Below are 21,929 nucleotides of genomic sequence, written 5' to 3'. Positions count from 1 at the left end.
AATACTAACCCAAATTTGAAGCATATAGAGCAGATTAGCAAAGCGCCTTTTTTTGCCCGTTCCTCGGTCAGATGCTGCTCCCGCGCCAGAATCGCATGAAAATGCTTTGCCGTTACACTTGTTAATCAACAGGAGTGCAAGTATAAAAAATCGCCTGTTTCTAGCCGCTGCCGCAGCAAATCCGCACGGGGCAATAGTGCCGCCGAAAACGGAGGGGTACCAGCATCCCAAATGAGGGCAATTTATAAAATACTATAGATGAAATGCTTTCTCCGCAACTGGAAAAGGGCTCAGTCAACGCGGAAAGGCTCAGCGTTTCTTCAGTTTTAACTGGTTCAGGAGCCAAGCAACTTTACGATACGGAGCCAGTTTTGGAGCATCTGCAGGCCATACGTGGTCAGGGCCGCCTCGGGGTGGAACTGCAGGGCGTACAGCGGCAGCTCCCGGTGGCGAAAGGCCATCAACTCCCCTTCCGCAGTATGGGCCAGTGGTTTTATACTTTCAGGCACCTGCCGCAGCACCAGCGAGTGATAACGCACCACCGGCATTGTGCGAGGCAGTCCCTCAAAAAGAGCATCCGGCTCGCAGGTAATTTCTGAGATTTTCCCGTGCATGGGCCGCAGCCCCTTCTCCAGCCTAGCCCCGAAGAACTCTCCCAGCGCCTGGTGCCCCAGGCAAATGCCCAGCATCGGCACACGGCTATGGTAATACTGTATCACCTCCATCATACTTCCGGCCTGTTGCGGCACGCCCGGCCCCGGCGAGAGCACCACACCCTTCACCGGCAGCTGCTGCAGCTCCTGTAGCGGCACGTCATTGCGCACCACCTGCACCTCCACCCCCAACCGGCCAAAATAATCCACCAGGTTGTACGTAAAGGAATCGAAGTTATCGAGCAGCAAAAGCATGGGGAGAGTTGAGGAGTTGGGGAGTTTGGGAATTAAAGAGTTTAAGAGTTGATGAAGCATGAACCTTTGTTCTCATTGCCATCAAATGGATTCCGGGAGCTGCTGCAAAGCATGAATATCGTATTAAGCAACTGTAACTCCTAAACTCTCTAACACCCCAACTCTTAAACTCCTAAAAGTGTTGCCTAACCGAGGTGATGAGGGCTTTGATGAACGGGAGCACGTAGCTTAGGATGTCGAGGGCGTAAGGAGTGGTTTTGAGTACCACCGGGTAAATCATTGAGGCCGCTGCTGTGTCTTTAGATACGCTGATACCGGCCATGTCGGACACGTAGAGCAGTAGGCTCAGGGCCAGGCACCACTTCAGGCCGCCCAGTATCGCGCCCAGCACATTGTCAAATAACCCGAAGGGGGTAAAATCCACTACTTTCTTGAGCATCAGGCCGCCCAGGTGAATGAGCAGGATGATGCCCACAAAAACAACCAGGAAGGTAACGTAGGGCAAGAGCCCATGCGCGTCGCCAATAAAACCGGCCATCAGGGGCAGGGCCGTGTCCAGCAGTTTCAGGCCGCCAAGTATAGCCAGCACCAGCGCCACCAACGACACCAGCTCCAGCAGCAGGCCCTTCCGGAAACCCATGAAGGCGCCATAGGCAATCGGAATAGCCAGAAAAATGTCAAACATACTCATAATCTATAAAAAGGGTGGAAGTAGCAGCACTTCATACATTTGGGCAAAGTATAGCCCACCCATACTTTACCCGGAAGCTACAGCTGTTGCAGCCTTGGAAGAATGGCGGCAACAGCTGCAAATTTATACTTTAAAAATCGGTATTGTTCAGCAGGTCGCTTACTGCCTGAGAAATGGCGCGTCCGTCGGCCTGGCCGGCCAGCTCTTTGGAGGCTACGCCCATTACCTTGCCCAGGTCGGAGGGACCGGTGGCGCCCACCCGCTGGATAATCTCTACCAGGCGTATGCGCAGGTCGCCCTCGTCGAGTTGCTTGGGCAGGTATTCTTCAATCACGGCCAGCTCGGCCATTTCTACCTGCTCCAGGTCGGCGCGGCCCTGCTGGGCGTATAGTTCTGCCGATTCGCGGCGCTGCTTGGCAGCCTTGGTCAGCAGCTTTAACTCAGTGGCCTGATCAATGCCCTCGGTGCCGCCCTTCTCGGTTTCGGCCAGCATAATCAGCGACTTTATCCCTCTGAGTGCCTGCAGGCGTGCTTTATCTTTGGCTAGCATTGCCTGTTTGATGTCAGCATCGATGCGTTGTTTTAGCGTCATAGTTTTTGGTTTTATACTTTATCTGATTGAGATGCTATTGCTTACGTGGCTATCAGCTCCAAAGGCCATATCCGCCTACTGTCATCTTACATAAAATTCCACTAATTTAGTCATTCTAAACTCGTATGATAACAACAGGGCTGCGGTCCGAAAAATAGAGCCATGACAAAGCTGAGTGTAAATATAAACAAAATTGCCACGCTGCGGAACGCCCGCGGCGGCGACAGGCCAAATGTAGTGCAGGCGGCCAAAGACTGCGAGCGCTTCGGCGCCCAGGGCATCACGGTGCACCCACGCCCCGACGAGCGCCACATCCGCTACCGCGACGTGTACGACCTGAAGGAGGTGGTCACCACCGAGTTCAACATCGAAGGCAATCCCACGCCGGAGTTTTTGAAATTGGTAAAGGAGATAAAACCTGCCCAGGCTACGCTCGTGCCCGACGCTCCGGACGCCATCACCTCCAACGCCGGCTGGGACACCCTCAAGCACAAGGACTTCCTGACGGACGTGATTCTGGAGCTCAAAGAACTCGGCATCCGCACGTCTATTTTCGTGGACCCGGTGGAAAGTATCATCGAGGGCGCTGCCCTGGTGGAGACAGACCGCGTGGAGCTGTATACCGAGGCCTATGCCGTTAACTACCACAAAAACCGCGAGGAGGCAATCGCGCCATACTTGAAGGCCGCCCTGAAAGCGCAGGAGTACGGCATCGGTCTGAACGCCGGCCACGACCTGGACCTGGACAACCTCAAGTACCTGCACGACACGCTGCCGGGCCTGCTGGAAGTTAGCATCGGCCACGCCCTGATTTGCGACGCGTTATACTTGGGGCTGGAGAACACGATACAGCTCTACCTCCGCCAGCTTAAGTAGATGGTCTACCCCATCGGCATAAAAGAGTTTCTACAGAAGGCCAGACAGCTGCCTGTGCTGGACGTGCGCGCCCCCAAAGAGTATGCGGCCGGTCATATTCCTGCGGCACATTCCTTCCCCATTTTTGACGATGCGCAGCGCGCCAAGGTAGGCACCGCCTACAAACAGCAGGGCCACGACCCGGCCGTACTCATCGGCTTGGACTTGTTCGGTCCGCGCATGTCAGGCTTTGTGAAGGAGGCCGGGAAGCTGGCGAAAAACAAAAAGGTGCTGGTGCACTGCTGGCGTGGCGGGATGCGCAGCGGCGCTATGGCCTGGCTGCTTGGTTTTTCCGGGTTTGAGGTATACTTGCTGAAGGGGGGCTACAAAGCTTTTCGCCGGTTGGTGCAGGCCGAGTTCGAGAAGCCCCGCCGGCTGGTTATACTTAGCGGCCACACGGGCAGCGGCAAAACCGATATCCTGCCATACTTGCACAGGCACGGCCAGCAAAGTATAGACCTGGAAAAGCTCGCTGCCCATAAAGGCTCCGCCTTCGGAAGTATAGGCATGCCCCTTCAGCCCTCCACCGAACACTTCGAGAACCTGCTGGGCATGGAGCTGCTGCAGCTGGATGCGCGGCAACCGCTGTGGCTGGAGGATGAAAGCATCACCATCGGCAAAGTACAGCTGCCCAAACCGCTCTTCGACCAGATGCAAGCCGCGCCCACCATCATGCTGCAGGTGCCCCACAAGCTTCGGGTACAGAAACTGGCCCAGGAGTATTGCCGTACCGACGAAGCCATACTTGCCACCGCTATCCTGAAAATCAAAAAGCGTTTGGGAGGCCTGGCTACGAAAGAGGCCCTGGCCGCCATCTCAGATGGCGATATGGAGAAGATGGTGGAAATCGCCCTGACGTATTATGACAAGGCCTATACTTTCGACCTGGCCAAAAAGCAGCACGTGCTGCCGCTGGAGCTGCCCGGTATAGCCCCCGAAGAAAACGCTGCCCAGGTGGTAGCCTTTGCCAAACAACATAACCTGCTTTAACCATGGAAGAAACATCCACCGAAAGTATAAGACTAACCCAGTACAGCCATGGCGCTGGCTGCGGCTGCAAAATATCCCCCAAAGTGCTCGACGCCATCCTGCACACCGATATCACCTACCCGGAGGAGAAAAACTTATTAGTTGGCAACAGCTCCCGCGACGATGCCGCCGTGTATGACATCGGCCAGGGCCGCGCCGTTATCAGCACCACCGACTTTTTCATGCCGATTGTGGATGACGCCTATGATTTCGGAAGGATTGCCTCGGCTAACGCTATTTCGGATGTGTACGCCATGGGTGGCACGCCGATGATGGCCATTGCCGTGCTGGGTTGGCCCGTGGACAAGCTGGCCCCGGAAGTAGCCAAGCGCGTCATAGAAGGCAGCCGCAGCATCTGCCACGAGACAGGCATTCCGCTAGCCGGTGGCCACAGCATCGACAGCCCGGAGCCCATCTTCGGACTAGCCGTCACGGGCATGGTAGATATCCAACACCTGAAGCGCAACGACACGGCCACTGCCGGCTGCGAGCTATACTTAACCAAACCGCTGGGCGTGGGTATACTTTCTACGGCCCAGAAAAAAGCCATCCTGAAACCCGAGCACGCGCACCTGGCCCCACAGCAAATGATGCAGCTCAACAAGATTGGGGCAGAGCTTGGGCAACTGCCACAGGTAAAAGCCATGACCGACGTCACCGGATTTGGTTTGATGGGTCACCTTTCGGAGATGTGCGAGGGCAGTAACCTGAGCGCCGAAGTATACTTTGATAAAGTGCCGGTGATACCGGAGGCGCTGGAGTACCTGGCGCAGAAAGCCATTCCCGGCGGCACCCACCGCAACTTCGACAGCTACGGCCATAAGTTAGCCGAGCTCACCCCAGACCAAAAGCACCTGCTCTGCGACCCACAAACCAGCGGTGGCCTATTAGTGGCTGTTGACCCGGCAGGCCGCGAGGAGGTACTGGCAATTTTCGAGAAGTATAACCTGCAACTGAAGCCGCTGGGCGTGCTAACAGAGCGGGAGAAGGACGGGAAGTTGATAAGAGTAGTGTAAGTATAAACTTATGAGCAGAGGCAAGTATAAGAAGTTATACTATGTACCGGGGCTAATTAGTTTGGTCCTGTTGCCTTTGCTGTTGGTTTACTTCGGAAGGAAGGAAATTCAGAAGCTGGATTTAAGAGTTATTGAGATTAATTTCTGGAACCCAAGTTTTAGTAGTCACTGGCATTTCCCCGAACGGAATTATAAACAAGTTATACTTACAGGCGATATAACTAAAGATAAAGTTGCGCTCGAGAATGCTAAGCAGTTTATCAAAAAATTATATACTTCAGAAGATACACTTAACGGCATTCAATTTATACTTCAAGACTCTGCTTCATATGGTTCATTTGTAGGTCTGATAAATTACTTCAAAAAAGAAGACATTAGAAATGTTCTACCATATGGGAATAACCTTTGGGTATCTTATCCTTCTCCACCCAAGCGAGTTGTGGGGGAAGTTCCAATATCCACTGAATGCCTTTTATGTGATGATATTATAGTTGTGCCGCCTGCTGCTAAACAACTAACTATTTTTGAGCAATTACAAAACACGCTCCATACTTATAGTACAGGCATAAAAAAACTTTTGCCAACCATAGCACTTCTAGCTATTCTAATAGCTTTAACTATAACCCAAATTACCAGACGCTCCATAGCAACTATAGACTAATCTTACCACTTATACTTTCGTAAGCATTACCTATATTAACTACAACGAAATGAAACTACACTATAAGGAAATGGGCCACGGCCAGCCGCTGCTGATTCTGCACGGCCTGTTTGGCACATTGGACAACTGGGCTACCCTGGCCAAGCGCCTGGCGGAACACTACAACGTATTTCTGGTAGACCTGCGCAACCACGGCCGCTCGCCCCACAACGAGGAGCACAACTACGACGTGATGGCCGACGATGTGCTGCGCCTGGTAGACGAATTAGGCATCCCCACTCCGGCCATCATGGGCCACTCCATGGGCGGCAAAGTCGCCATGAAGTATGCCCTCAAGTACCCTACCCGCATCACCAAATTAATTGTGGTGGACATCGCCCCCAAGGCCTACCCGCCGCACCACGACGATATTCTTAATGCCCTGCAGTCGGTGGACCTGAGTACGGCTACCAGCCGGGGCGAGATAGACAAGCAACTGGCGCAAAGTATAAAAGAGGAGGACGTGCGTCTCTTCCTGATGAAAAACCTCTACCGCAAAGAGGACAATAGCTTTGGCTGGCGCATGAACCTGGATGCTCTCTGTAACAACTACGACCACATCGCCGCTGCCATCACCTCTGATACGCCTTTTAAAAAGAACGCCCTGTTCATAAAAGGTGGTCGCTCGGGCTACATCAAGCAGGAAGACATCTATGGCAATATCGAGCACCTCTTTACGCTCGTTGAAGTAGAAACTATTCCGGGGGTGGGCCACTGGGTGCATGCCGAGGCGCCAGACGAAGTATACAATCTGGTTACCAGGTTTCTGAGCACTGACTAGGACTAGGATTCGCAGGATTTAAGGATGTTTAGGATAAAGTATAAGATTAGGTTAAAGTATAGCATCTAAGTTATACCTATACTTTGCCAGCCCTCCTGTTAATCTTCTAATCCTAATAAACCTGACAAAAGCTGCCACTGCCCCAAAGCGGTGGCAGTTCTACTTTGTAGCCTCAAACAATTTAACAATCCACCAATCCAACAATGTACTTACCTTTGTACCATGAAAAAGACCGGCACTTTATACTTAATTCCGACCATACTGGCAGAGGATACGCAGAACCAGGTGATCTCGCCACAGGTAAAGGACACGGTGCAGCACCTGACCTACTTTATTGTGGAGAACCTGCGCACGGCCCGCCGCTTCGTGAAAAGCATCTGCCCCGAGCTGGTGATTGAGCAGCTAACGTTTGTGCAGGTGGACAAGGATGCCACGCCGGCACAAGTACAGTCCTCTTTAAAGCCGCTGCTGGAGCAAGGGATGGATGCCGGTATTATTTCAGAAGCAGGCTGCCCCGGCATTGCTGACCCCGGCGCCGAAGTGGTGAAGTATGCGCACCAGAAAAGTATAAAAGTAGTGCCCTTTGCCGGTCCTTCGGCTATACTTCTGAGTTTAATGGCCAGCGGCTTTAACGGCCAGCAGTTCTGCTTCCACGGGTACCTGCCCATCGAAAAACGCGACAGGCTGCAGGCACTGCGCCAACTGGAAAAGGAAATGCAGCAGCGCAACCAGACGCAGATTTTCATGGAAACGCCCTACCGCAACAACAAGCTGCTCGAAGACCTGCTTGCCACCCTGCACCCCGACACCAAACTTTGCATTGCCGCCAACATTACCTCCCCGGAGCACGAGTTCATCCAAACCAAAAGTATAAACCAGTGGCGCGGCAAGCTCCCCGACATCCACAAACAGCCGGCGGTGTTTTTGATTTACAAATAGGGCTTACCAGTCTGCCGGAAACACTGTGGTAGATCCTGGCAATTCGAGGCAATCATCGGGGAACTGGTAAGGCAAAAAGCCATGGTTTATCTCGTTGCGAAGCACGGTGATTTCCTTTGCTGTAACCGATGATACATCAAAGAAGCCAATCACCTGCTCATGCTCATTATTTGGGTTATACATATTGCCCACTACGCGTGCCGGAGGAGGATCGAACACAGTACCGGTGGCTTCCTTCTGCTGCTCCATAATGCGGTAAAACTCATAAGCCTCCTCCGTTACAGTATATTGGTATATTTTCAGCTTATGCTTCACGCCGAAGTAGCGGTAAAAAGGAATAAACAACACCTCCTGGTTAATAACTCTGTTGCCATCTGTCAAACGGTCGTCTACCACCTTAAACCTGTCCAGCTTTTCTGTTAGCAGGCATTTGGCACAGCAATCCTTGGGTTGCGGCTTTCCGTATCGATTAATATAGTACCAGGGCTGTGTGAACACCTCATAGTTTACCAAAAACGACCACCTCAGGAAGTTCTTCTCCCCTGCCGGGTCCTGGTAATCGACCAGCACTTTATACCCCGGAAAGCGCGTTTTCTCGCGGTCCCCTTTAAAGGCGTATAGTTGCTCATCCATTTCCAGGTGCAACTTGTCCACAGGAATAGGCCTCGGCATAGTTATCCACGGAGATTGGTAAACAGAATCGCCGATACTAACATGAAGCATATATGCTTTGCCCGGTTCCCCGTATGCAGCGGAGCCATCAATCGGGTAATAGCGCGAGGTAGCCGTATCGTATGCAAATACATACCTAGTGGTTCCATCCATGCTACTAACGTATACAAAAGCCGCTGTATCGTACTCCATATAAGTGTTGTTATATGGTTTAGCGTATGACAGCCGCACATAATTATGCTCCGGGTCATTTGTAAAGCTACCCTCAATTACCAAATGCCTTTGCTGGTCTTTATCCTTTATATTGATGGGATCAATACATCCCGACATCAGGAGCAGAAGCGCAAACAAGAGTGTTACTCTCAGCATATCAGGTTAAAATTTAACATTGAAATTTATAGAAGGGATAGGCATGCCTATCACAGAGAGTTTATATGCACCAGCAGGGGCACCGTAGTAGTGCTGGTACAGGGTGGAGTAGGCATTCTTTCTGCCATACAAATTATAGACAGAGATGCCCCAGGTATAAGTTGCCCTTTCCCTGACGATTGGCTCGCGGTTGAAAGAGAGATCCAGCCTATGGTAATCCGGCATGCGCGCCTGGTTACGGCCTACATAGTTCGCAAATATCTGGTCATGGTACCTGTACCAGGAGTCTGCCCCGGTTATGGGCCTGCCGGTACTGTAGGTAAAGTTCGCGGACACGTTCCAGTTGAGCCAGGCCTTGTAATTGGCAAAGATGTTCAGGTTGACAGGCTTGTCGTAATTAGAGGGGTAAAGCTTCCCGTCGTTGATTGTTTCTTCTCTGGTTGGCCCTTTTATTCTTCTTAAGGCTCGGGAATACGTCATGCTTAGCCAGCCGGTTAAGCGCCCCTGGTTCTTTTTTACCAGCCACTCCGATCCGTAGGCATGGCCTTCCCCGAACAGTAAATCCGCATCAAGGTTAGGGTTCAGCAGCAACACAGCACCATCCTTGTAATCTATCTGGTTGTACAGCTTCCTATAGTATACCTCCCAGCTAAACTCATATACGTTGTCCGGCTGCAAGTAAAAATAACCTAAGGAGACCTGATCAGCCACCTGTGGTTTGATGTCCCTGTTCGATAGCTTCCAAACATCCACCGGCGTGATGGCGGCAGTGTTAGAGATTAGCTGAATGTACTGCCTGGTGCGGCTAATACCGGTTTTCAAGGAAGCATTTTCTGTAAGTGAGTATTTAAGAGAAGCACGGGGCTCCAGCCCCTGGTAGGTCTGCACCACACTGCCTGCACTTATAAACAAAGTATCCAGAATGTACTTGTCGTTTTTTGGCCTGCCTTCCCAGTAGCGGTAAATTTCAGAAGGCCCTACTTTCGTGAAGTGAGAATAGCGCAGCCCTAGCGAGAAGGTAAGCTTATCATTGACTTTTATCTCATCATTAATGTATGCCGCAGCCTCATAGCCTTTGTCTTCTCTCAAAGTACGCCGGTTAAGGCTAGACGTACCGTACGGCACCAGATCGCCCGGCTGTATGGCATACGCTGATGCCTCTCCACCAAAATCAATCTGATGGTTTTGCAGGCCAAAATAGCCCAGGTTTAGCTTTACCTGCGACAGGTCTATACCTGAGTTCAGCTTAAACTCTTCGCCTGTAGCAATGCCTTCTACTGTGTTATGGTAAACGCTCTTCACCAGTGTGACAGAGCCCGTAAAATCATTATGAAACAGATGGGTCCACTTTAGCGAGCCAAGCGTGTTGGTCCAGCTATAGGTAGTATCATAGGGAAACTTAAAGCCATCAGCGCTGTGGTAGCCGGAGAAGGTGAGGCTGTTCTTTTCGTTTAGCTGGTACTTCAGCTTCAGGTTGCCATCATAGAAAAAGCCTGAGCTGTTCTTCACATTCTCACTCTGGAAAAGCTTCATCAGGTAGTTAGGGTAAGCGCCACGGAAGGCCGCAAGCACCGTTACTTTATCCGATAGAGGCCCATCTATACTTAGTTTTGCGGTGATAGGCGTTATACCTGCCTCATACTCCATTTTTTCTGTGTTGCCATCCCGGAGGCTCACATCCAGAATAGAAGAAATGCGCCCCCCGTAGGCAGCAGATATTCCACTCCGGTGCAGGGTAAAGCTTTTTAAGATGTCAGGGTTATAAACCGAATAGAAGCCAAACAAGTGATTGGCGTTGAAAAGTGGGGCACCATCCATCAGCACCAGGTTCTGGTCAGAGCTTCCGCCGCGCACATAAAATCCGGCTGTTCCCTCTCCTGCGTTTACTACGCCCGGCATCGCCGACACGGCTCTTATCACATCGGCCTCACCGAGCAGTTTCGGCATCCGCGTCAGCAGCTCCTGATCCATGAAGCTGCTCCCCATCTGCACGGAGTTGATATCGATGATGGAGTTAGTGGTAATTTCTACCTGGTTCAGGCTAACTTTCTGCTCTCCCAGCTTAAGCACAACCTCCTTATTATTATCCAGCACGATGGTTTCCTTAAGTGGGGCCATCCCGATATACTGGCACGTAAGCTCATAGGTGCCATTGGACAGCCGGGTAGTAAAGCGCCCCTGCTTGTTTGTCAGAACACCCTTGTCACCGGGCCTAATCACGATAAAGGCTCCTTCCAGTCGTTCGCCAGCCGCATTCGTCACGACGCCGGATAACCTGTACTGCTTATCTTCGGCTTGTTGTGCCTGTACGGCTTGCATCAGCAGCAGCCCTATTACAAGGAGTTTGAAAATCCTGATTAACATAGGATAGACTTATTTTTATATCGTCTATCCTAAATATATAAAATTTCGAAGACAATACTGGGCAGATATATAATTATTCTTGACGCTTCATTTCCAGATACAGGCAGTTTATTGCAGCGAAAAAAGAAAAGGCCCCCGGAAACCGAGGGCCTTTTTCCAATGAAGAAGACTACTACCTAGTATTCTAAGTTATTTACTTTCATTATGAAATACTTGTTTATTTTACGTCCCACCAAGGTTTTACGCCAAGGCTGTTTTTACCACCTATACGCTGAACTGCATCGGCATAGCTAGTACCGTTCAGAGAGGCCTCCGTAACAGGGTAGCTCATACGGAATGGCACCATGTCCACGTCTGGGTCTACTGAGCCATCAGCAGGGGCTACGAAGATTTCCTCTCCTGTGTATGGGTCATCAAAGTCCAAGCGCAGGCGCTCAAACCAGGACTGGATTCCCTGGCCATACATGGCGATCCACTTCTGAGATCCGATCAGGTCAAGAGCAGTTTCCAGATCTGGGGCAGTGCTGGAGTTACGAGACTCGCTGTAAGGCACCTCTTTCAGGTACTCCTCATACTCTGCAGTAGACAGGCCAGTTTCTTCGAAAGAAGCTTTGATGCCATTCTCATAGTGCTGCTTCGCGGTTAGTGGCGTAGCGCCAATACCACGGGCAGCAACCTCTGCCAGCATGAACTCAACCTCAGGATAAGCCAGAATGTAAGTCGGGGCTGTCTCGCCTATTACATAGTCGCCCGGCAAGCTTACAATTTTAGCATCACCGTTAGAGTTTCCATTGCCGGCATTTAAACCGTATGGCTCACCTACGTACTGTGGGTTTCCATTTGCATCCAGAATTGGGGAGAAGCTGGAACCCAGCGGGTTGCCTGTTCCCAATGGTCTGGCGAACACCGCAATACGAGGGTCGTCATACTTTTGCAGGTAATCTACAAACGGCTCAGCTACCGAGAAGTCAATCCTGGTTTTATAAGCCTCGGCCAGCGGATTGTTGTTAGGCGCTCCTGAAATCCAGGCAAACTTGGCACTCTCAGCGTTTGAAGAGATAAAGCCTGCACTGCTGTTAAGCGCCTTGTTGATGTGCTCTGTGGCAGTTGCCTGGTCAGCGTCATACATGCGCAGGGCTATGCGCAGACGAAGCGAGTTGGCAAACTTTTTCCACAGCGCCACATTGCCGCTATACATGACATCACCACTTTGGAAACTTGGGCTAGCCTCATCCAGGATAGCGATTTGCTCATCCAGCGTGTTCAGCACCCCAATGTAAATATCCTTACCGTTATCATACTTTGGTGTAACATTCTCTGTGCTCAGCGCCTCGCTATAAGGTACCGGGCCTCCATAAATGTCAGACAAAGTCTGGAAGGTCATAGCCTTCATGATCTCGGCAATGGCAATGCGGTTTTCGAAGCCATTTAACTGGTTCTCAGCCTCAATTTCCTGAGCAGTGGTCAACTCCCGCAATACACTTGCATAGAAAGTGTTCCACATGGTCTGGTTAACGCCTTCACGAATCTGGTAACGGCTCTCGTCCGTGTACTGCGTGGAGGACCAGTACTGGGCATAGTACATACCCATACGGGCATTGTTCCAGGCATCCCCGATGTTAGTGGCATAGTTGTACTGCGCCGTTGCCAGCAGTTGCGCAGATGTTGCGTTTGCCGGTTGGTTAGGGTTGATGTTCATCTCCTCGAAGTCTTCTGTACAAGACACCATAGAGAAGAGCGCGGCCCCAAGCAATAGCTTATTATATAACTTCATATTTATCTAGGTTGAAATCGTTTAACTAAGTACTACAGTCCCAGCGTCAGGGTAAATCCGTAAGAACGAACAGACGGTAAAGCGCCACCCTCGATGCCTTGAACGTTAGTGATAGAGTTTGTAATGTTTGATGGGTCTACGTGGTCAGAGTTAGACTTGATCAGCCACAGGTTTCTGCCAACAAACGCCAGTCTTACACTATTGAACGGAGTTCTCTCCACCAGGCTGTTTGGCAAGCTGTAACCAAGGCTCGCCTCGCGCAGGTAGATGTAGCTTGCATCGATAATGTCAGCCGCACCAATTCTGTAGCCACCATTCACGTAGAAGTATGTTTCGGCGTCAATAACCTGTGCATTTGGCGTGCCATCTGAAAGCACACCAGGAGTAACTAAACCATCTTCTCGTATGCTACCTTCTGCAGTTTCTTCCAGCATACCTGAGTAACGTCCGAACATCTGCGTAGTAGAGAAGAAGTCGCCACCTTTCTGGAAGTCAACCAGCGCTGACAGGCTCAGGCCTTTGTAGCGGAACGTGTTGGTTACACCACCAGTAAAGTCAGGAAGCACAGAGCCGATTACCTTCTGCTCAGCAGAGCGAGCATAGTAGCCTTGCGGAAGAACAATTTTTCTGCCCTGATCATCATACTGGTAGTCATATCCGATGATAGAACCAAAAGACTCTCCCTCGCGGGCCTGCAGCTGTACTGCAAACGGAGCATTCGTAATCACCATTGTTTTCTGATCGTCGGTCAGCTTGATGATCTTGTTCTGGTTCTTAGCCCAGCTCAGGTTGATATCCCAGCTAAAGTCATTTGTTCTTACTGGTGTACCATACAGGTTGAGTTCCACCCCTTTGTTTTCCACCTCACCCGCGTTAATGTAGCGGAAGGTAAAGCCTGTGGCAGCTGAAAGGCTAAGCGGAATAATCTGGTTTTTGGTTTTTCTGTTGTAGTATGACGCATTGATACCCAATCTGTCGTCGAATACACGCCACTCAGTACCAAACTCGTATTCTGTAGAAATCTCTGGCTTCAGCTCTGCGTTAGGCAGTGTGTTTGGCACAGAAACTCTTGACTCAGAGCCAAACGGCGTGTTCAGCGCGTAAGTCAGGATTGTGTTGTAAGGATCAGTGTCGTTACCTACCTGTGCTACGGCTGCACGCACTTTAGCCAGGTTCAGCCAAGGAGCATCAATCAGGTCCGTGAATACATACGACAGGGACGCCGCTGGATAAAAGTAAGAGTTCTCTCCTTCTGGCAGTGTAGAAGACCAGTCGTTACGGGCGCTCAGATCCAAGAACAACTGCTCACGGAAACCGAATGAGGCACTAGCAAACAGGGAGTTTATCTGCTTCTCTGTTTTTTCGTCCGTAATAGCAGGACGGCCTACTGATGCACCCAGGTTGTATACTTCTGAGCTCAGACCATCTACCGTAGAACCTGCGAATATATTGCGGGTGCGTGTCATTCTGTTAGCACCAACAAATGCATTCAGAGAGAAATCATCAGACAGGTCTTTGTTGAAGTTTAATAAACCCTGGATGTTGTTCTCCATGAAGTCGATCTTGTACAGCGTGTAGTCAGAAATCTCCTGAGAACCTGGAGCGATACGCTCTTCCTGTGTTTCAGAGTAGGTATCTGTTGATACTCTTACGTCAGCGCTCAGGTAATCCGTGATTTTGTAGTTCGCGTTCACGTTACCGAAGATACGGTCTCTACCGTCGTTCTGGTAGTTCTTATAACGCACCCAGTAAGGGTTGTTAGAATACTTAGGAGCCACGTTATCCCAAGAAGTACGGTTCCATGACAACTGCGTACCGTCTGGCAGCATGTAGTTTTTCTGCTTATCGTTGTCTATCTGGCGCTGGCCCCACTGCGTGAACTGCTGCAGTACGTTTGAGCCATCATAACCAGTACCCGGACGACCTTTCGCCTCGTGCGTTACGTAGTTGGCGCTGGCAGACACATTCAGCCTGTCGGTTACTTTGTAACCACCGTTGAAGCTCAGGTTATGACGGGTCATTTCTGAGTTAGGCAGGATAAAGTTCTGGTCCAGGTTCGAGTAAGACAAACGGAAAGAACCCTTGTCGTTAGCACCATCCACGGCGATAGAGTTAGTCAGAGTAGTACCTGTCTCGAAGAAGTCGCGGATGTTGTTTGGCTGCGCCTCCCATCTTGCCAGTTCACCAAAGTTAGGGTTACCTAACTCCTTATCCCAGCTCCAGTAAGGACGGTAAAGCTGACCTTCAAATTTAGGTCCCCAGGATTCGTCCACATCGTAGTCAGGGATCAGGTCATAGCTACCCTTTCCATCGCCATCGTCATAGGCACCCTGTCTTCCTTCCGGGAAGGCCTCTGGATTTTCATTATAGTATAGCTTTGAGAGCGCATAGCCACCGCCATACTTGTTCTGATACTTAGGCAGTATGTATACTTTGTCCATGGTTAGGCCAAGCGTATAGGTAACGCCTATACCACCACCTTTTCTCTCTCCTTTCTTAGTTGTGATTACGATAACACCGTTGGCACCACGGCTACCGTAAAGCGATGTTGCTGCGGCACCCTTCAGTACAGTTATCTCAGCAATATCATTTGGGTTGATATCCTGGATGGCGCTACCGTAGTCGTAACCACCGCCACCGCGCTGCTGGTTGGTGGAGTTAGTGTTGGAGTTCTCGATTGGCACACCATCCACTACGAACAGGGCGTTGTTGTTGCCGCTGATAGAGCTTACACCGCGCATGGTAACCCTTGCAGAACCACCCATAGCGCCAGAGTTAGTACCAACTTGCACACCGGCAATTCTACCGGAGAGCGAGTTTACAACGTTTGTCTCGCGCACCTGGCTTAGCTCCTCACCGCTTACAGTCTGAGAAGAGTAACCGATTGATTTTTCCTCTCTGGCAATACCAAGAGCAGTTACCACCACCTCGCTAAGTTGCTGCGTGTTTACAGGCAGGTTCACGTCTACTGTATTACTGGAGCCAATAGGGCGCTCCACTGTTTGGTAACCAATAAAACTGAACACCAAGGTGTTACCTCCTTCTGGCACATTAATAGAATAAGTACCATCTGCTGAGGTAGCAGTACCTACCGTGGTTCCTTTAACCAGAACTGTAACGCCTGGTAAAGGTTGGCTGGTAGCAGCATCCGTTACTCTACCAGTAATAGCCCTTACCTGTGCCATGGCCTGGTGCAACAGGGCCGTCACAAGCAAGAGGCTCAGAAATAGAATTTTCTTCATTGTGTTTTAGTTTAAAGTGAGAGTTAATGTAGTTTACAAGCTAAAACAAGGCAGTAAAAGCCCCGTGTAACGTAGCCTAAGGGCAAGGCTACGCCATGCTAACTACAAAAGCATGGTAGCCTTTGCAGCAGCCGTATGCCAACAACTCCGAAACAGGTGCACGCTACCCTACACGCGAATATGTGGGGCAGCAGCTACACTTACCTCAGAGGCAGTAACTATGACGTTATGAATCGAATAGATGGAGGTTGCTTCAGACACCCCGAGGGTGAGGCAAGAATGAGTAAAGAGTTCGCCATAAAAATTTTGTTTAGGTGAGATGATTCAACAAGTTTATCAAAAAGCAACTATAATCACAAGATTATTATTTACTTTTTTCAATATTCTACTCCTGCACTAATACTTATTAATTTGTTATTTCTAAAACATCTAGCTGATTATCAAGAGAGAACTGCTCATGTGTTTTAGCAATTATTTGATAACACTATAAATATTCATTTCTGAAGAGCAGCACATGGCTTGTACCGATTGCACCTCAGAGGTTAATCTACGCAGAAAGCAAATTTTGGATAACCTAAATATTAATTTATCTAATATAGACTATAATTTAGCAGTGCCACTGCCTGGCAAAATGTTATATACCTGCTTGTTAAAATTTTTTAAGTAAGTGTTTTGAAGACCTGGATTTTTTGCCGGTGGGGATGATTGAGTAGATTTATGGCACTTTCTCTTTGAGGTATAACAAAAAAGGCTCCCGAATACGGGAGCCTTTTCCAATGAAGAAGCCTATTACTCCTTTTTGTTAATCTTAGCCCTATTACTGGACGTCCCAGAAAAGCCGGGTGCTTGCCTCATCCCCTCCGATAGCTGCTGCTGCAGCAGCGCGGTTCTCAGGATTAAGCGTCTGCTCATTGACAGGGTAGATCAGGCGCTTTGGAATTATCAACTCAACTGAGCCAGGAACAGCCGGTGGCTGTAAATCCGGGGCGTCCAGCCTTCGCCATTCCAGCCAGGCATCAAAACCACGGTTATAGAGCGCAATCCATTTCTGGGTTCCAATCTTCTGCCGCCAGTCGCCAGGAGCTGAAGTATAATTTACCCCAGGCTGAGACAGGTAGGCTTCCGCTTCCTCCGCTGTTCTACCCCAGTAGGTAATAGAGGCAGTGATGGCGTTATTATAGTGCTCTTCGGCTGTGCCTGGCACATTAAAGCCTCTTTCCACGGCCTCTGCCAGCAGGAACTCTACTTCTGAGTAGTCCAGCATCAGCGCCTCGAAGTTAGGAGCCGCTATTTTGGCACTCACCGTTGAGAAGGAAGTATAGGTATTCTGGAAACCATACTGCCCGCCAATGAACTCCCCGTTAACCGTGGTAAAATACTCCGGCCTTCTCGGGTCATTCAGCTCATTCATAACATCAACCAGCGTGCTGGCGGCGACATAGTCCTCTCTGGATGTGAAGGGTCCCTTCACGTTGTCGGAGATCGGGTTGTTGTTAGGTGGCGCATCCAGGTACTGGATAACGGCATTATCTGCATTACTCGTAAACACGTTCGGTGCAGCCTCCTCCACTAACGTCCTGGCCTGGCCCGGGTCTACATCCGCCAGCACCATGCCCATCTTCAACTTCAGGGAATTACCAAACTTCAACCACTGTGTCATGTCTCCGTTGTAAAACAGGTCGCCTTCCTCGAAGCCTGAAGAACCAGGATCTATCAGCCCTATCGCAGTGTTAAGACGCCTGATGAGGTCATTGTAAATTGCCTGGTCATCGTCATAAACGGGCAAAGCGTTTGTTGGATCAAGCGCCTCTGTATAGGGAACATCACCCCAGGTTGTCACTATCACGAACCAGGTATACACCTCCATCATCTCTATTTGCGCCAGCTGATTATTCTTTTCGCCTGCCTCCAAAAACTCATTTTCATTCACCAGGCTTTTGGCTTCTTTTAGATCTATCAGGGCATCACGGTACAGTTCCTGCCACATGTTCTGTGGGATAAGCCGCTGCACCATGTTATACCTGGGCTCATCCACGTACTGGGTCGAAGCCCAGTGCTGCACATAAAACCTATAGTTATTGAAGTTCACATTTGGCGTAGCCAGCACATCCGATACGCTCAGCACCGCATTGGTAAAAAGTGTTGCAGGCGGCGCCTCTGTCGTTCTCTTCGGATCCACATTATAATCATCCAAATCATCCACGCATGATGCCACCAGCACCATCGAGAACAAGAATATCAGAATCTTTTTCATCTCTTTGCTCTTAAAAATTTAATCTCACGTTAAATCCGTAGGTTTTGAGGGCTGGGTAGGCACCGCTCTGATAGCCTCTGCCTGCATTGCCGGAGCTGATGCCCTCCTCCGGATCTGAGTACTTCATGTTCTTGTGGATAATCCACAGGTTGCGGCCGATCAGTTGCAGGTCTACCCCTTTGATGAAGCCGAGGTTCTCAATCAGCGTCTGAGGCAGGGCGTATGACAGGGCAACTTCTCTCAATTTCACAAAGCTACCATCATACACATACCAGGATTTAGGGGCACCAACACCGTTGTTAGCGGCATAACCAAAAGGAGTCTGGCCATTGCCGTCCTGGTTCTCCGCATAAACGTCGTTCGGGGCACCGCTTTCATTTACTCCTGGCAGAAGTATACCACCGCCCTCAGCTACCGGAAGGCGGGAAGGATTTCCTTTATCGTTCAATCCGGCGGAGTTCGGATACAGGCCTGTTGCTTCTCCGTACCATTGGTCCAGGGAGAAAATATCGCCACCGTCACGTATATCAATCAGGAAAGCAAGCGTAATATCCTTGAATGTGATCGAGTTGTTCACACCTCCCAGCCAATCGGGGTTTGGATCACCGATGATGTCATTGGCACCAGGAGTAACCAGGTAGTAGCCATCGGAGTTAACGGTCCTCTGCCCGTTGGTGTAGACGAAGTCGTTGCCTCTAATCACACCGTAAGGATGGCCAACTGCCGCATTAAGCGAAACACCACCCTGGAAGTTTTGCAGCAGCACGTTCTGCACGTCTTCAAACAAGCTTACTACTTCGTTCCTGTTGCGCGAGAAGTTGAGGTTCATTGTCCAGGTGAGATTTGATGTGCGCACGGGTGTAACAAATGCTGCCACCTCAAATCCCTTGTTCTCCACTTCACCTGCGTTAACAAAGCGCTGGGAATAACCAGATGCTGATGTAGTACTCACAGGGATGATCTGATCCACGGTTTTAGAAGTATACCAGGTGAAGTCAAACCCAAAAAGGCTGTTAAAGAACTCTGCCTCCAGACCTGCCTCAAAGCTCTTTGACCGCTCGGGCTGCAGGTTTTCGTTGTTCTTAATGTCTGGAAGCGAGAATAGAGGAATATTACCGAAGCCGGTTGGCTTATCATACACGTCCAGTACACTCAGCGCCGGCGCGTCGTTACCTACCTCAGCATAATTGACCCGCACCTTGCCGAGCGATAGCCACGGGATTTCCAGCGCGTTGGAAAAGACAAAGTTTGCGGCCACAGCAGGATAGAAATAGGAATTGTTATCCTCGGGCAAAGTAGTTGACTTATCCCGGCGGCCTGAAAGCTCCAGGAACACCATTTCTCTGAATCCAAAGTTGGCGCTGGCAAAGATACCGTCTACGCCAATGCGCTCGCCCTCTTCAAACGGTGGAGTGGGAGGATTAGCCGAATTTGACAGCGCATACAGACCAGGAACCACAAGACCACCATTGGTTGTAGCTCTGATAGAGTTCATGCGGCTTCTGCGTAGGTTGGATCCCAACAAGCCTGTGAAGCTGATGTCTTCGGTAATATTCTTGTTGAAGTTTAAGAGGAGGTCGAAGTTTGACTCGTTAAAATCCCGGTCAAACCGTTGATACTGGCTTACGTCCGCACTCCCTACGGCTATACGCTCTTCCTGAAAGTCTGTGGTTGTGTTAAAGGCCGCCCGACCCATTACGTTAAACCAGTCGGTGAATTTGTAGGTAGCTGTAGCGTAACCGTAGAAGTTGTCCCGGCTGTCGTTCGAGAAGTTTTCGTATCTCGTCCAGTAAGGGTTATCGGTAAAGATAGGCCCTGTATTGGTGCTGTTCCAGTTCCAGGTGATGTTCTGGCGGTTTCTAAAGTAAGCGTCTCGTTGCTCTTCTATATCCACGTTGGTTTGCCACCACTGCCTGAAAGCCTGGTTAGGGTTACGCCCCTGGTACCCGGTACCATACCTTCCCACAGCCACGGTGCGAGAGTAGTTGGCAGAGGCACTAACCGTTAATTTGTCGGTAGCGTCATAAGAACCGTTGAAGTTGAACAGATCCTTGTCTATCGTGCTGTTTGGTAGGTTTCCCCTGATATCGTTGCGGGTATAGCCCAGGTTGAAAGTAGTTCTGTCTCCACCACCACTTACCACTACGCTTTGGTTGGAGTTGACACCGGTTTCGTAGAAAGTACTGGGGTCATTTTCAGCCGCTACCCAAGGTCTTGTCTTACCAAAATTCGGGTGGAACGGATCAATGGCATCCCACTGGTACACCTGCAAGTTCGGGTCGAACCGAGGGCCATAGGAAGCATCATCCTGAAACCTTACAACCGGCGCTACTCCGCTGCCTAAATCCGCCGGGTCACGGAACTCCTGGGAGTAGCCTGCGCCGTACTCCTTCTGGTATCGGACAAAGGTGCTTTTATCGATCTCGCTCCAGGTAACACCGCTGTTTACGACTATATTCAGGCTGTTTTTGCGGCCTTTCTTAGTGGTGATCATGATTACGCCGTTGGCTGCACGCGAACCGTACAGAGCTGTCGCCGCCGCTCCCTTCAGTACGTTCACCGACTCGATGTTATCCGGGTTCAGGTCTGCTGCAGCGTTACCCCAGTCTGTGCCTGCCCGACCGCCTTGCTGGTCACCGAAGTCGGGGTTCTGCTGGTAGGCTCTGGTGTTGGTGTTGTTGTTGGCGTTGCTCACCGGCACACCGTCAATCACAAACAGCGCCTGGTTGTTGCCGGTAATAGAGGAATAACCCCGGATCACCACGTTAGTAGACCCACCCATGGTGTTGTTGCTTCTGATATCCAGACCGGCTACTTTACCGGAGAGGGAGTTGACAAAGTCAGCAGGTCTTGTACGGGTAATCTGCTCCCCGCTCACCTGCTGGGCAGAATACGCCAGCTCGTTGCGGGAGCGCTCTATACCCAAGGCAGTTACCACCACTTCCTGCAGTTGCTCGGTGTCTGTAGATAAGGCGACATCAATGGTAGAGGCGTTGCCGATGGTGCGCTCTACTGCCTGATAGCCGATAAAGCTGAAGCTTAAGGTATTGCTGCCTTCGGGTACGTTCAGGGAGAAGGTACCGTCTCCCGCAGTGGCTGTACCTACGGTGGTACCCTTTACCAAAACGGTAACGCCCGGAAGCGGCTGGCTGGTAGTAGCGTCCGTTACCCTGCCAGTGATCGTTCTTCCCTGGGCGAGGCCTTGATTTATCAGGACTGCCACAAGCAAGAAACTGAGTAATATGACTTTCTTCATTGTGCTAGTAGTTAAGAATAAGTGAGAGTTCGGATGTTCAGAAAGTGACCATCAAAAGGATACACGAGACAGGGAAGCAACTGTGAAGCGTGACGTTGAGGCATTTACAAGAGGCGCAAACGGCAAACGGGCGCGAGGAACTACTGCTGCAGGAACAGGCGGGCACAGCATACTGAAGGCATGTAGGCCCTATGTTACTTGCACACTATTTATTACTTATTTAGCTAAGCATTCCTGCGGCTCATGCTTTACTTACCAGGGAGAATCTGGTACAGCACTCACGCCAAATCGGGGAGTAAGAGTTGGTTTCATAGCGACAGACAATTATCAACAAAACAAACCATCACAGAAAAACACAATTTTTATCGCTAGATTAACTACCTTGTAAGGTGGAATAATTTATACTTCTAACGTACCGCTCATCTTT

At 50.3% G+C, this 21,929-nt stretch carries 15 protein-coding genes; 6 read left to right on the top strand and 9 right to left on the bottom strand.

Features of this window, described 5'->3' with window-relative positions:
- Window positions 1–335: 335 nt before the first annotated feature.
- The 3 genes from BM040_RS19095 to BM040_RS19085 form a co-directional block, all read right to left on the bottom strand.
- Window positions 336–908 carry an anthranilate synthase component II gene (locus BM040_RS19095; protein ID WP_092104937.1) on the bottom strand — a complete coding sequence of 191 codons (573 nt, stop codon included), beginning with the start codon at window positions 906–908 and terminating at the stop codon, window positions 336–338.
- Between the two features lie 172 nt (window positions 909–1,080).
- Window positions 1,081–1,593 (bottom strand): CvpA family protein, encoded by a 513-nt coding sequence (locus tag BM040_RS19090; protein ID WP_245756302.1) that lies wholly within the window; start codon window positions 1,591–1,593, stop codon window positions 1,081–1,083.
- A 136-nt stretch (window positions 1,594–1,729) separates the two neighbouring features.
- The gene (locus BM040_RS19085) at window positions 1,730–2,191 is read right to left on the bottom strand and encodes a GatB/YqeY domain-containing protein (protein WP_092104934.1); all 462 of its coding nucleotides are present in this window, start codon (window positions 2,189–2,191) and stop codon (window positions 1,730–1,732) included.
- Window positions 2,192–2,353: 162 nt separating this feature from the next.
- On the opposite strand from BM040_RS19085, the gene BM040_RS19080 reads away from it, so the two are divergent.
- The 6 genes from BM040_RS19080 to BM040_RS19055 all read left to right on the top strand — a co-directional run bounded on the left by BM040_RS19080 (window position 2,354) and on the right by BM040_RS19055 (window position 7,571).
- Complete coding sequence (locus tag BM040_RS19080) at window positions 2,354–3,067, top strand: pyridoxine 5'-phosphate synthase (RefSeq protein ID WP_092104932.1); 714 nt, start codon at window positions 2,354–2,356, stop codon at window positions 3,065–3,067.
- Entirely contained in the window at window positions 3,068–4,096 is a 1,029-nt protein-coding gene (mnmH, locus tag BM040_RS19075; protein WP_092104930.1) for a tRNA 2-selenouridine(34) synthase MnmH, read from the top strand.
- 2 nt (window positions 4,097–4,098) lie between these two features.
- A complete protein-coding gene (gene selD, locus BM040_RS19070) occupies window positions 4,099–5,151 on the top strand; it encodes a selenide, water dikinase SelD (protein ID WP_092104929.1) in 1,053 nt (350 codons plus the stop codon).
- A gap of 10 nt (window positions 5,152–5,161) precedes the next feature.
- Window positions 5,162–5,812 (top strand): hypothetical protein, encoded by a 651-nt coding sequence (locus BM040_RS19065; protein ID WP_092104926.1) that lies wholly within the window; start codon window positions 5,162–5,164, stop codon window positions 5,810–5,812.
- A 49-nt stretch (window positions 5,813–5,861) separates the two neighbouring features.
- A complete protein-coding gene (locus BM040_RS19060; RefSeq protein ID WP_092104924.1) occupies window positions 5,862–6,632 on the top strand; it encodes an alpha/beta fold hydrolase in 771 nt (256 codons plus the stop codon).
- 222 nt (window positions 6,633–6,854) lie between these two features.
- Entirely contained in the window at window positions 6,855–7,571 is a 717-nt protein-coding gene (locus tag BM040_RS19055; RefSeq protein WP_092104922.1) for an SAM-dependent methyltransferase, read from the top strand.
- A 3-nt stretch (window positions 7,572–7,574) separates the two neighbouring features.
- Here the strand turns inward: BM040_RS19055 and BM040_RS19050 are convergent, their stop codons facing one another.
- The 6 genes from BM040_RS19050 to BM040_RS19025 all read right to left on the bottom strand — a co-directional run bounded on the left by BM040_RS19050 (window position 7,575) and on the right by BM040_RS19025 (window position 21,502).
- A complete protein-coding gene (locus tag BM040_RS19050; protein ID WP_245756305.1) occupies window positions 7,575–8,573 on the bottom strand; it encodes a DUF4249 domain-containing protein in 999 nt (332 codons plus the stop codon).
- 45 nt (window positions 8,574–8,618) lie between these two features.
- Window positions 8,619–10,976: a TonB-dependent receptor gene (locus BM040_RS19045; protein ID WP_092104918.1), complete on the bottom strand. Its 2,358-nt coding sequence runs from the start codon at window positions 10,974–10,976 to the stop codon at window positions 8,619–8,621.
- A gap of 217 nt (window positions 10,977–11,193) precedes the next feature.
- On the bottom strand, window positions 11,194–12,750 hold the full coding sequence (locus BM040_RS19040) for a SusD/RagB family nutrient-binding outer membrane lipoprotein (RefSeq protein WP_092104916.1): 1,557 nt from the start codon (window positions 12,748–12,750) through the stop codon (window positions 11,194–11,196).
- Window positions 12,751–12,782: 32 nt separating this feature from the next.
- Entirely contained in the window at window positions 12,783–15,992 is a 3,210-nt protein-coding gene (locus tag BM040_RS19035) for a SusC/RagA family TonB-linked outer membrane protein (protein ID WP_092104914.1), read from the bottom strand.
- Between the two features lie 817 nt (window positions 15,993–16,809).
- Window positions 16,810–18,246, bottom strand: coding sequence for a SusD/RagB family nutrient-binding outer membrane lipoprotein (locus BM040_RS19030; RefSeq protein ID WP_092104912.1), 1,437 nt, complete (start codon window positions 18,244–18,246; stop codon window positions 16,810–16,812).
- 10 nt (window positions 18,247–18,256) lie between these two features.
- Window positions 18,257–21,502 (bottom strand): SusC/RagA family TonB-linked outer membrane protein, encoded by a 3,246-nt coding sequence (locus tag BM040_RS19025; RefSeq protein WP_092104910.1) that lies wholly within the window; start codon window positions 21,500–21,502, stop codon window positions 18,257–18,259.
- Window positions 21,503–21,929 lie beyond the last annotated feature (427 nt).

This window comes from Pontibacter chinhatensis (assembly GCF_900113285.1).
GTDB lineage: Bacteria > Bacteroidota > Bacteroidia > Cytophagales > Hymenobacteraceae > Pontibacter > Pontibacter chinhatensis.
The sequence above is the reverse complement of the archived record's forward strand: the minus strand, read 5'-3'. Positions and strand labels throughout refer to the sequence as shown.